Origin of the sequence: Psychrobacter sp. ANT_H56B (genome assembly GCF_008369245.1) — a bacterium.
Classification (GTDB): Bacteria; Pseudomonadota; Gammaproteobacteria; order Pseudomonadales; family Moraxellaceae; genus Psychrobacter; species Psychrobacter cryohalolentis.
On sequence record NZ_VOBF01000001.1, the window covers coordinates 539,698 to 552,495 of the forward strand.

Below are 12,798 nucleotides of genomic sequence, written 5' to 3' on the forward strand. Positions count from 1 at the left end.
ACTTGGATCTGATTTTACATCTCGTTACTCGATGTTGTAAATGATAGCGGATATTGAAGGAAATTGGAAACAAGAGTTCCTCTATCAAGGAAAAAACTGTATCAATTATCGTTAATACTAAAATTTAGCCATAAAAAAAAGCGACCGGAGTCGCTTTCTTTTATAAGATCATAACATTAGCGGTAAATAGCTTACTGCATTTGTTCTTTGATCAAGTCACCAATCGTTTTTGGTTGTGCATCAGAACCAGCAGTAGTACTAGTCGTAGTTGTGCTACTTAACTCTTTAATCGCTTGACGCTCTTCAGCTTCGTCTTTCGCTTTGATAGACAGGCTGATGTTACGTGTTTTACGATCAACACTGATGATTTTCGCTTCTACATCATCACCAACAGTTAGATGCTTAGTCGCATCTTCAACGCGGTCACGTTGAATCTCAGAGGCACGTAGATACGCTTCAACTTCATCAGCAAGTTCGATAGTAGCACCTTTAGCGTCTACTTCTTTTACTTTACCATTAACGATAGCACCACGGTCATTGTTGACTAGGTATTCGTTAAATGGATCTGACGTTAATTGTTTCACGCCTAGGCTGATACGATTGGCTTCTGAATCTACAGACAATACCATTGCTTCAACGGTGTCGCCTTTGTTGTAGTTACGGATAGCATCTTCACCAGTTTCATTCCAAGAAATGTCTGACAAGTGAACTAGACCATCAATACCGCCATCTAGACCGATAAAGATACCGAAGTCAGTGATTGATTTGATCGTACCAGTGATTTTATCACCGCGCTCATGTTTCTTATCAAACTCATCCCATGGATTAGCTAGAGTTTGCTTGATACCTAAGCTGATACGACGACGTTCTTCGTCGATATCAAGGATCATTACTTCAACTTCATCACCCACTTGAACAACTTTCGACGGATGGATGTTTTTGTTGGTATGATCCATCTCTGATACGTGTACTAGACCTTCAATACCTTCAGAGATTTCAGCGAAACAACCATAATCAGTCAAGTTGGTTACGCGAGCTTTAACAACGCTACCCACTGGGTATGTACCGCCAACGTTATCCCAAGGATCAGTACCTAGTTGTTTTAGACCTAAGCTGACACGATTGCGCTCACGGTCAAATTTAAGTACTTTAACTTTAAGATCTTGACCAACTTCAACAACCTCAGATGGGTGCTTAATACGGCGCCATGCCATATCAGTGATGTGCAATAGACCATCAATACCACCAAGATCAACGAATGCACCATAATCAGTTAGGTTCTTAACGATACCTTCAATCTCGATACCTTCTTCAAGCTTGTTCAATAGCTCTTCGCGCTCAGCTGAGTTTTCAGCTTCCATAACGGCACGGCGACTAACGACAACGTTGTTACGTTTTTGATCAAGTTTGATAACTTTAAATTCTAACTCTTTACCTTCTAGATGCGTCGTATCACGGATAGGACGTACATCTACCAATGAACCTGGCAAGAAAGCGCGTACTGAACCGATATCTACAGTAAAGCCGCCTTTTACTTTGCTAGAAATAATACCTTTTACAATCTCATCATTGTCAGAGATTTTTTCAAGGAAATTCCAAGTTTCAACGCGTTTGGCTTTTTCACGTGACAGTAAGGTTTGACCCATACCGTTATCAACCGCTTCAACCACTACGTCTACTGTATCGCCAACTTCAACTTCAAGTTCGCCTTCTTCGCTTAAAAACTCTTCACGAGCGACGATACCTTCAGATTTTAGACCCGTATCAACAGTGATCCAGTCGTTATCGATGGCGACAACAGTACCGGTGATAACCGAGCCACGCTCGATATCCAGACCTGTTTCTTCGATGCTCGCTTCAAATAGTTCAGCAAATGATTCCATTATGTCTACCTTTGTATAGCCGTATCCTGTCCAGCACAGTACGGATCAAATTTATGACTGTATAAAACGAGAATACTGGTTTTATATCCTATGCAGTCATATATAAAAACGTTTGTTGCTAATAAGCGAATGCGTCAGCAAACTCACTAACAACAACTGTCTTATATTAAAATGCGTTATATTTTTTAAATTATGACCTTTAAACAGTAGATTCCATTATTTTCTAAAGATTACTGGCGTCTACTACTGTAATTTTATACTAAAATCAATCCTATAGGAAACCTTTTCATACTTACTACCTTGTTATTATTAGCTATTGAAGCAAATACCTTTATCCTGACAATATTGTTTTACTTGCTCATAAACCGCATCAGCATCTAAGTCAGAGCTGTCTAATAATAGCGCATCTGCTGCAGGCTTTGATGGTGCCGTTGTACGGTTTTCATCACGATCATCACGGGCTTTAATCGTTGTTAATATTGCATCAAAGTCTGCTATTTGACCTGCATTTAGTAGCTGTGTGGCACGGCGCTCGGCACGCGCTTCAGCACTGGCTGTCAAAAACACCTTAACGTCAGCGTCTGGAAACACGACTGTACCCATATCACGACCATCCGCAACCAATCCTGAACGATTTGCCATATCTTGTTGCAGCGTTAGCAATGCTTGACGAACTTTTGGAAATACTGCTATCTGTGATGCGTAACCGCCAACCGTTTCATTACGAACTTGATCACCTACTGCATCACCATTCACGATAATATCGACACGTCCTGATGCATTGTTAGGTAAAAAGGCAATCTCTAAGCTTTGAGTTAACGCTAATACAGCCATCTCATCAATGGTCTGACTTGCATCAGCAGTAATCAATCCAGCTTCAAACGCCTTAAGTCCAACGATACGATATAACGCACCTGAATCAAGTAGCTGATACCCTAAAGCTTGTGCTAAGCGCCATGTAACTGTGCCTTTACCTGCGCCACTTGGCCCATCAATACAAATAACAGGATAATGCAATAAGGGCTTCTCACTGTTAATAATCGCATTAGAGTTGGCAACAGTCATAATACTCACTTAAAGTCGGTACTTTCTATAACCACATAAATAATCATAAAAGTATAAATAAGGCATTTTTCACTTACTTATCAAAGCATTATAAGAAAATCACTCTATTAATAAGTAAATAGGGCGATATTATAGCAAACAAAGCGACCTATCACTAGCAGCAAGAATCATATCTTGTTAATCGCTTATCTTGCGATTGGCTTTTGCCACTTTTCTACGCTGCCGAAAAAAATCTTTGAGCATCTGGCTGCTGTGCTCACGGCACAAGCCTGCATCGACTTGCATACGATGATTATAAAAAGGCTGTTCAGCCAAGTTCATTTGACTACCAAGCATCCCTGCTCTTGGCTCATGTGCTGCATATACCAATCTATCTACACGTGCATGAATCATCGCACCCATGCACATAGTACAAGGTTCTAAAGTCACATATAAGGTCGTCTTTAGGGGTAAGCGATAATTCTTTAAGCGTGTACAAGCATCTCTTAACGCTACGATTTCAGCATGAGCCGTCGCATCACAGCGTCCAATCGGCTCATTAAATCCCTGACCAATAATTTGCTGGTTATGTACCAAGACAGCTCCTACTGGCACCTCTTCTTTCTCAGCGCCTTGCTTGGCAAGTTTTAGCGCCTCTGTCATCCACTTGATATCCTCAACTGACCAAAATAGAGCTGTTTTGATCTGCTCACCTATCAGCGGATTACCATTAGTAAATGGACTATGTATTAGCTGGTAAGGCAATAAATTAGTGTTTAGAAAATTTTTCATTTACTGTGGTAATTGCCAGTCGATAGGCGTTTGACCATATTGCACCAGATAATCATTGGTTTTTGAAAACGGCTTAGAACCAAAGAAACCACCACGATTAGCAGCAAGTGGTGATGGGTGTACTGCCGTCAAAATCAGATGTTTATCAGTATTGATATACTTGCCTTTTTTCTGAGCTTTACTGCCCCATAAAATAAAAACAGTATGTTCAGTCTGCTCATTAATAACATCAATAACCGCATCAGTGAACTTCTCCCAGCCTTGATTTTGATGACTGTTTGGATCGCCTTCTCTTACTGTCAAATAGCTATTTAACAATAATACGCCTTGCTGTGCCCAATACGTTAAATCACCATGTGCTGAAGGTTTGATGCCAATATCGTCCGCCATCTCTTTCAATAAATTGTTAAGTGACGGTGGCTTTGGGATAACTTTAGGGACAGAAAAGGACAGCCCCATTGCCTGTCCAGGACGATGATAAGGATCTTGTCCTAAGATAACAACTTTCACCTGTGATAAAGGTGTCAAATTAAACGCATTAAATATCAGCTGTGCTGGGGGATAAATACCATCCTCTGACTGATAGGCTTCTTTTAAAAAAGCTCGCAAGCTATCCATATTGTCCGAGGTTAACTCTTCTGCTAACGCCTGCTTCCAATCTTCTGGCAAGCGTACATTGTCGAGAATCGCTTGCTTTTGCGCGACTGTTTTTGTGGGTTGTACGTCAAATAATTCCATGATGAATCCTTTTTTATTTGTTATCAGGATGCGTTAAGGTTGATATTAACAAAATATTAGGGTTGCGTGGTCATATATATTAGCAATAAAAAAAACGGTTACCGCAGTAACCGTTTTTATCATAGTGCGAAAAATAACCTAACTGGCTAATGATTCGGAGTCTGGACGTGGCTCATGAGTCTCAACAACAGTCAATATAATACGGCTATCCGCTGACCCTTTATCTGACGACTTATCAAGCTTCACAGTATCACCATCTGATGCCTCTGGCTCCAAGGTTAAATGTACAACCCCGCCATTCACTAAATCACCAAATAGAATCATATTTGCCAGAGGCTTTTTGATTTCGTCTTGAATCAGGCGCTGCATTGGACGTGCGCCCATTAAGCGATCATAGCCTTTAGCTGCCAGATAATCACGTACCTCATCATCAATCTCTAAAGTAACTTGCTTATCGTCAAGTTGTACCTGTAACTCAACCAAGAATTTATCAACCACGGATACAACGACTGAGGTATCAAGCGGATTAAACTGGATAATAGCATCAAGACGGTTACGGAATTCCGGAGTAAACACACGCTTGAGTGATTCTGTATTGTCACGGCTATGATCTTGCTGGGTAAAGCCCATAGAAGATCGACTGATACTCTCAGCACCGACGTTGGTCGTCATAATAACAATGACCTGCTTAAAGATAGCAACCCGACCATTATTATCCGTCAATGTACCGTGATCCATCACTTGTAATAACAAGTTGAAGACATCCGGATGCGCTTTTTCGATCTCATCAAACAATAACACACAATGCGGATGCTGATTGATTTTCTCAGTCAATAGACCACCTTGATCATAACCCACATAACCTGGAGGCGCACCAATCAAACGTGAGGCAGTATGTGCTTCCATATACTCTGACATATCAAAGCGCACCAGCTCAACACCCAACAGATTTGCCAATTGACGAGAAACTTCCGTTTTACCAACCCCTGTCGGACCAGCAAACATGAACGAGCCGATTGGCTTATCTGGTGCTTTCAGACCAGCACGAGACAGCTTAATCGCATCTGCTAGAGTCGCAATCGCTTCATCTTGTCCAAATACCAGATGCTTAAGATCACGATCTAGATGCTGAAGAATACTCTTATCATCACTAGATACTGACTTGGGCGGAATACGTGCAAGCTTGGCAACAATCGCTTCGATATCTGCTACATCAATTTTTATCGGAGCGCGCTTCCCTTTTGCATTCTTATCAACAGACGATTTTGCACGATCATTGGCTTTCGCAACATCTGCCTCATCCTGCATTTCGTTATCACTATAAGTATCACTGTCGAGACCGTCAATATCAGCCTCAATCTGTGCATCAAACTCTTGCTCTATATCAGCAATGAAACTTTCTTCCGCTTCTATATCGTCTGCATCAGCCACGACCCCTAAACGCTTATAAGCGCCAGCCTCATCAATAACATCAATAGCCTTATCCGGCAAAAAACGCTCATGGATATGTTTCGCTGACAATTGAACGGCAGTAACTAGTGCTTCATCAGTATAGACAACATTATGGAACTCCTCGTACCGCGGTTTCAGACCACGCAAAATATCAATCGTATCATCAACACTTGGCTCTTTCACGTCAATCTTTTGGAAGCGACGCGATAAGGCATGGTCTTTTTCAAACACTTGACGGTATTCAGTAAAAGTGGTTGAACCGATACAACGCAGTTCACCATTGGCAAGTGCTGGTTTAATCAGGTTGGACACATCCATATTACTGCTCATTGATGAGCCAGCGCCAATAATCATATGAATCTCATCAATAAACAAGATAGCATTGGGTTTTTTCTTCAGCGCATCTAATAGCGATTTCATACGTTTTTCAAAATCGCCGCGATATTTAGTACCCGCAATCAATGAGCCAATATCAAGACTATAAATTACACAACCATTGAGTGGTTTCGGGGCTTTATCATTGATAATCAACCACGCCAACCCTTCAGCAATAGAGGTTTTACCAACACCCGGCTCACCGACCAATAGTGGATTATTTTTGCGGCGGCGACACAAAACTTGCGCGGCGCGTTCAATCTCAGGACCTCGCCCAATCAATGGATCTGTTTTACCTTCAGCAGCACGCTGATTTAAATTGGTCGCAAACTCAACCAACGGATCTTTACTGGTTTTTTCTGAGGCACTACTACGGCGCTCACCCGTCATAGAAGCACGCGGCTCAGATGGCTCATCTTTATCTTGACCATGTGATAGATACTGAGTCAGCTCAAGACGACTGATGCCCTGTTTTTTGAGCAAATAAACCGCATAAGTATCATGTTCTGAAAACATCGACACCAGAATATCCGAACCTTCAACCAAACGACCGCCACCAATAGACTGCACATGAAAAATTGCCCGTTGTAGAATACGATCGAAGCTTTGGGTCGGCTGCGGGGATTGCTCAGTATCAGGATCGACCGTTGGAGTATGCTTATTAATATAAGCCTCAAGCTCAGTACGTAGTGCTGAGACATTTGCATTACAGGCCGTCAATGTGTTGGCAGCGTGCGTATTTTCTAATAGTGCCAGTAAAAGATGTTCAACAGTGAGATACTCATGCGATTTTTGGCGCGCAAGTGTCATTGCTAAACGCAAAGAAACTTCAAGATGACGACTTAACATAACGACTTCCTACGGTTATACCTATCTTTATAATTGATAGCTTTATGAATGAGTTAGTAAGTAAATCAGGGCGGTGGATGGATTGTTCAAGGGCAATATGAGTATTATTAAATGACGCTGTTAAATAATGGCTTCTATGGCTTGGCTATGATCCTCACTTTTCTTTATCTCAACATGATACTCAGATATAGTCAATCTATTAACACATACTAAAATGTATCGAAGTGTCCCTAGACCATTTTTCAATGATAATATTCATTCAACAATAATAGAGCGCATGTACTAAAGCTACAGATAATTCAAGAATTTGAATAATGCAAAAAGAGAATAAATACAGGCAATAATGAGAAAAGCGGTTATATAAGAAAGTCTAAGCTAGTTTAAAAAAGAGAGGTGTAGAGCAAGTTTGTGCTTAAATAAACTTGCTCTAAAAACACTAGAAGAATATATTTTATTGAAAATATTAAAGATATATAGTTAAAATATAGTGAACTTGAGATAAACATACGTCATCAAAAATTAGAGTAAGGCTTTACTCGCCTTGATGCGGTTCGATTTGGGTCAATAATGGATAGCCTTCGCGATGTGCCAGACTGTTAACTTTTTTGGCCTTGGTCTCAGCAATATCTTTAGGATAAATACCAGCAATACCTTTGCTGCTATTATGAATCGTCAACATAATCTCAACGGCCGAATCCATACTATGACGAAATTCAGATTGTAAAATATAGACGACAAATTCCATCGGCGTGTAATTATCATTATACATCACCACAGCATACATAGGCGGCTTGGCGACTTCCGGCTCTGCTACCAATACATCAGCCTGCGGGGCTGTTTCACCTTCAGGCTCACCCACTTGCGCAAGACGCATGGGTATATGTGGAAAGTGCCAATCTGATGTGATTGGCGTCGCTCTTGCTATCGTTTGTTTTATCATAATTGGAATACAGATGAATCAGTAGGTTTAATGAATGGTTATCTTTAAGAGACTATAAAATCGTTAAAAATAAGGAGTAGCACTAGATATCTGGCTAGCAGCTACGACAACTAATGCTCCATAAGACTTAAGGCTCAATAGGGCTTTCATCGACGTCTGGCAAATCTAACAGTGATAATGGCATATTATCAACTTTAGCACCAAGCTTCCAATCATACAGCTGCTCGACTTCTTGACCAGCGGCTTTTAGATTTAGCTTGATTTGCAACGGCTTGAAACCCGCTGGCATTGTAAAGCGACCACGTATACGCGTCACGCCTTCAATCGTGTAGCTGACGGGCTCTAATGGCACTTCTACAAAATCATCATCATCAAGCAAAGTCAGCGTTGGATTCAAACGTTTGGCTTTACCATCACTTGCGAGCATACCTATATCGAAACCATATTCAAAGGCATTTTCAGGTAAGGGTTCAATCTTTGCACCTAGTATCTGTAAAGGCATGCCGCCCTTCTCACTCACAATCTCAGCATAGAGGTCATTGAGCTGCGCTACCTGTCTATTTTCAACCATAATGGCTTGCTGATTTTCGCGTAACTCTTTTAAGTTTGCCAAACTTATTTCTAATTCTTGTTTAGAAGTAGCAACTTCATTGGTCGCTATTTTATGACTGACGCGTAAATCTTTTAGCTCTTGGAGCGACTCTTTGCTGGTAATGACTGCTTGCTGGGTTTCATGTTGCATTGAATAATAGCCACGTTGATAACCAAGTTTGTGACCAAATATTAATGCCACAATTGCTGTCACCAATATCGCAATCACAAATAACGCTAACACCAATGTGGAAGCGCCCTGCTGCGAGCGAGCAATGCTGTAATGCTTCATAACACTACGCTGAGTTTCAGTATTCAGAGATGAACAATGTAAGCTACGCTCCAATTTATACGAAACAGAGTCTTGGCACGATGGGCGTGCTGGCAGTGAGCAAAAGCGTAGTACACTCTTAAAACGCATTTAGGCAGTATCTCTTAACAGGAAAGGCAAGTTATTATAGCGGAATTTATAATCAATACCTAGTATCATAAATGAGGATAATTTAGTCATAAGTAAACATCTGTTAAGGAACGATGGGCGCAAAATTTAAACCAAGAGACTCATCAAGTCCAAACATGACATTCATGTTTTGCACTGCTTGCCCAGCTGCCCCTTTGACTAAATTGTCTTGTACGACAATGACCGTTAATTCGGCACGCTCATTGTCTTGATGAACAGCAATACGCAATCGATTGCTGGCACGTACACTACGAGTATCGGGATACAGCCCTTTTGGCATGACATCTATAAATTGTTCTGATGCATAGCTTTGCTCAAATACTTGTTGCCAATCCACTAAAGCACCTGCATCGGTCAGCTCCATATGGATAGAGCTCAACATACCGCGTATCATAGGTACCAGATGCGGCAAAAAACGAATACGATGGTTAAACTGACTGTCTAGTAATTGGGCAACACCTTGCTCAATCTCTGGCAAATGGCGATGACCTTCAACGCTATATGCTTTAAAATTGTCTGTGCTTTCTGCATAATTCAGTGCAAGACTGGCTTGGCGACCAGCGCCAGAAACACCAGATTTGGCATCGATAACAATGCGTGATTCAATCAACGCTACTGCCTGCTGATTCTGCAAATCTATAATGGGTTTTAAGCCTAAGATAGCTGTAGTCGGATAGCAACCTGGGTTGCCAACCACCAATGCCTCAGCGATTTTGGCGCGATTGACTTCAGGCAAGCCGTAGACGGCAGCTTTTAATAACTCAGGACAAGCGTGTGGTTGTTGATACCAGTGCTCAAACTCGCTCAATGACTGCAAACGAAAATCTGCCGCCAAATCAATGACTTTTACCCCAGCTTGAGTCAAAGCCTCTGCTTGTTTCATTGCAACGCCATGCGGCGTGGCAAAAAATACCACATCGCACTGTTGTAGTGTCGCCAGCGTATCGTCACCTAAGTCGCTAAAGACGATATCTGATATACCGCGTAAGCTTGGGAATATCTCATCAGCTCGTGTACCAGCTTCACTACGAGAGGTTAGCAAATCAATAGATACTTTAGGATGGGCAGATAATAAGCGAATCAGCTCAATACCCGTATAGCCTGTGCCACCAACAATCGCTGCTGAAATCATAAGATATCCTTTTCTGCTACTTTACTATTACTTAATAAATATGAGATATAGAATCTGCCCAATAACAGAGACTATATCTCAAATTGTACTTTTTAGATTTTATAATCATGTACCGCATCGATGAACACTTTGGCATTGTCAGGATTGACCCACTGGGTAATACCATGACCTAGATTTGCCACATAACCGGTCTTTTCACCGTTAGCATAAGCACTATCGAGCATCGCATTGACTTCAGCACGGATAGTCGCTGGAGAGCCGTATAAAGTTGCTGGGTCTAAATTACCCTGAATGGCTTTGCTACTTTGTAGTTTTTTATGATGCTTGGTTAACTGACGCTGACTTTCGGTCAAAACTTGACGGGCACGATCAATCGGCATTGTCCAGTCTAAACCCAATGCATCCGCCTCACTATCCGCTTGAATATCAAGCCATAGCCCGCCGCCTTTAGTAAATAATACTACTGGTATTTCAGGATGGCGTACCTTTAACTCAGCGACAATGCGCTTATTATAAGCATGTGAGAAATCAATAAACTGGCGATGACCAAGAGCGCCGCCCCAACTATCAAATATCTGTAATATCTGCGCACCTGCCACAACTTGGGCATCCAAATAATCAATAACAGATGTCGCCAATTTATCTAACAATTGATGTAAAAACTCAGGGTTATTATACAAGAAGCCTTTAGTATAGCGATAATCTTTTGAGCTACCACCTTCAATCATATAAGTGGCAAGTGTCCACGGACTACCAGAAAAGCCAAATAACGGCACTTGCCCATTGAGCGCAGTACGAATACTGGTTACTGCACGCATTACGTAGTCAAGAGAATCATTAACATCGAGCACAGGCAATCTATCCAAATCAGCTTGCTGGCGAATAGGATGTTTAAACTTAGGACCTTCACCCGCTTCGAAATAGAGACCCAACCCCATGGCATCAGGAATGGTCAATATATCACTGAACAAAATAGCCGCGTCTAAATCATAACGACGTAATGGCTGTAAGGTGACTTCTGTCGCACGCGCGGTATCTTTACACAGGCTCATAAAATCACCTGCTTCAGCACGGGTCGCTTTATATTCTGGTAAATAACGACCAGCTTGACGCATCATCCAGACAGGTGTGGTATCGATCGGCTCAAAACGAAGTGCTCGTAGCAATCTATCATTTTTCAAAGGCGCAAATCTTTGCTCAAGCGAATTATTATTGTCTGAAGCACTCATGTACAAATCTCCAAAACAGCACTATATGTCACCAAAGCGCATATAACACTGGATAAATTACGTTAAAGGAAAGAATAGCAAAGCGCTTATTATCAAGATATTTATAGCTCTATAGATATTAATCTTTTTACATCGTCAATGCTAAGTTATCACGGTGTACCATGACGACACGTTCTTCATTGTTACCAAGGATACGATCGAACTGCTCAGTACGTTCACGAGCAACGCGGCAGGCATCGCGAGAAGAAAAGTTGACTTGACCAACGGCGATACGCTCACCAGTATCCTGATGGACGATTTCGACCACATCGCCTTCATCAAAATCACCACGCACTTCAGACACGCCAACTGGCAGTAAGCTCTTTTGATGCTCAACTACCGCTTTTGCTGCACCTGCGTCAACAATTAAAGAGCCCGACATACGCAAATGCGCGGCAAGCCACTGCTTGCGAGCAATGATTTTGTCTTGATCATTGGTCGTCAATAAGGTACCAACTGCTTCGCCTGATACTACTCGAGTGATCACATCATCAATAGCGCCACTCACAATCACCGTCGGACAGCCACCCATAGCAGCAAGACGACCAGCACGAATTTTGGTTAACATACCGCCGCGCCCAAGCTTGCCGCCATCACCTGCAATATCAAATAAATAATCAGCCATCGCACGCTCTTGACGGATCATTCTGGCATTAGGATTATGGCGTGGATTGTCAGTAAAGACACCTTCTTGATCGGTTAAAATAATGTACAAATCGGCATTGACCATCGCCGCTGCCATCGCCCCCAGAGTATCGTTATCACCAAACTTAATCTCATCAATAGTAATGGTATCATTTTCATTAATGACCGGCAGCACACGCCATTCTAGTAGCTGCGTAAGCGCACCAGTAGTATTAAGATAGCGACTACGGTTAGACAAATCATCATGCGTTAGCAGTAACTGTGAGCTTTGAATACCATGTTGAATCAATGCTGACCACCAGGTTTCAATCAAACCCATCTGTCCGACAGATGCACAGGCTTGTAATGCCGCCAGTTTTTTAGGACGCTCCTCAAGATTCATACGCACCACCCCTTCAGCGACAGCACCTGAAGATACGAGCAGTACCTCTACGCCTTGCTTATGGAGTTGCGCGATCTGCTTTGCCCATTCGTAAATGGCAGTTCGATCGAGCCCTCGACCATTATTGGTTAATAACGATGAGCCAATCTTGACAATAACGCGCTGAATATCAAAGTTACGAGCTTGCTCAACAAACCTTGCTTCTTCTATCGTGTTCTCTATGCCAACTGCCATATAAACTCCTGTT

General features: G+C 41.9%; 10 protein-coding genes. All 10 read right to left on the minus strand.

Features of this window, described 5'->3' with window-relative positions; all coding sequences use genetic code 11:
• Positions 1-191: 191 nt before the first annotated feature.
• Complete coding sequence (rpsA, locus tag FQ082_RS02205; protein ID WP_149491869.1) at positions 192-1,883, minus strand: 30S ribosomal protein S1; 1,692 nt, start codon at positions 1,881-1,883, stop codon at positions 192-194.
• A 309-nt stretch (positions 1,884-2,192) separates the two neighbouring features.
• A complete protein-coding gene (gene cmk, locus FQ082_RS02210) occupies positions 2,193-2,948 on the minus strand; it encodes a (d)CMP kinase (protein WP_149491870.1) in 756 nt (251 codons plus the stop codon).
• A gap of 177 nt (positions 2,949-3,125) precedes the next feature.
• Positions 3,126-3,719: a tRNA adenosine(34) deaminase TadA gene (tadA, locus tag FQ082_RS02215; RefSeq protein ID WP_149491871.1), complete on the minus strand. Its 594-nt coding sequence runs from the start codon at positions 3,717-3,719 to the stop codon at positions 3,126-3,128.
• Positions 3,720-4,457 (minus strand): uracil-DNA glycosylase, encoded by a 738-nt coding sequence (locus FQ082_RS02220; protein WP_149491872.1) that lies wholly within the window; start codon positions 4,455-4,457, stop codon positions 3,720-3,722. It lies immediately after the preceding gene.
• Between the two features lie 138 nt (positions 4,458-4,595).
• Positions 4,596-7,133: an ATP-dependent Clp protease ATP-binding subunit ClpA gene (gene clpA, locus FQ082_RS02225; protein WP_149491873.1), complete on the minus strand. Its 2,538-nt coding sequence runs from the start codon at positions 7,131-7,133 to the stop codon at positions 4,596-4,598.
• A 532-nt stretch (positions 7,134-7,665) separates the two neighbouring features.
• A complete protein-coding gene (locus tag FQ082_RS02230) occupies positions 7,666-8,073 on the minus strand; it encodes an ATP-dependent Clp protease adaptor ClpS (protein ID WP_011514003.1) in 408 nt (135 codons plus the stop codon).
• Positions 8,074-8,200: 127 nt separating this feature from the next.
• Complete coding sequence (locus tag FQ082_RS02235) at positions 8,201-8,956, minus strand: hypothetical protein (protein WP_262498124.1); 756 nt, start codon at positions 8,954-8,956, stop codon at positions 8,201-8,203.
• 232 nt (positions 8,957-9,188) lie between these two features.
• The gene (gene argC, locus FQ082_RS02240; protein WP_149491875.1) at positions 9,189-10,256 is read right to left on the minus strand and encodes an N-acetyl-gamma-glutamyl-phosphate reductase; all 1,068 of its coding nucleotides are present in this window, start codon (positions 10,254-10,256) and stop codon (positions 9,189-9,191) included.
• A 92-nt stretch (positions 10,257-10,348) separates the two neighbouring features.
• Positions 10,349-11,485, minus strand: a complete 1,137-nt coding sequence (gene hemE, locus FQ082_RS02245) for a uroporphyrinogen decarboxylase (RefSeq protein WP_149491876.1) — start codon at positions 11,483-11,485, stop codon at positions 10,349-10,351.
• A gap of 127 nt (positions 11,486-11,612) precedes the next feature.
• The gene (proB, locus tag FQ082_RS02250; RefSeq protein ID WP_133104456.1) at positions 11,613-12,785 is read right to left on the minus strand and encodes a glutamate 5-kinase; all 1,173 of its coding nucleotides are present in this window, start codon (positions 12,783-12,785) and stop codon (positions 11,613-11,615) included.
• Between the last annotated feature and the right edge of the window lie 13 nt (positions 12,786-12,798).